The sequence below is a fragment of the Roseixanthobacter psychrophilus genome (assembly GCF_043195195.1).
GTDB lineage: Bacteria > Pseudomonadota > Alphaproteobacteria > Rhizobiales > Xanthobacteraceae > NCEH01.
In genome coordinates this window covers 1-294 of the sequence record NZ_JBAFWT010000223.1, presented here as the reverse complement: position 1 = coordinate 294, position 294 = coordinate 1, and the positions used below count along the sequence as shown (strand labels likewise).

1 pseudogene is annotated in these 294 nt (G+C 63.9%); it reads left to right on the top strand.

Annotation, left to right across the window (positions count from 1 at the left end):
• Window positions 1–183, top strand: a pseudogene (locus V5F77_RS29295) (hypothetical protein); the annotation flags it as partial.
• Window positions 184–294: the final 111 nt, after the last annotated feature.

Genomic DNA, 294 nt, shown 5'->3' with positions numbered 1-294 from the left:
TCTGCCCCCACGCTGATTGCCGCGTCGCAGGCGGTGCTGAAAGCCTGTATCGCAGCGCGGGCGGCGCTGGCGGAACTTCGAGTTTCCGGCCAGCTCATTCCCAATCAAGCTGTCCTAGAACAGGCTGTTGAAGAAGTCGGCTCGCGGACGGCTTTGAGGATCACGTCGTCACCGTCGTGGTAGGTGAACTCGATCTCGATGGTGCCGTCGTCCTGGAGTTCGGCGGAGCCCTCTCCCGCGACCTCGGTCATGTCGTCCGAGCCGTGCCAGCGGAAGAAGACGGCAGTGCGAGCG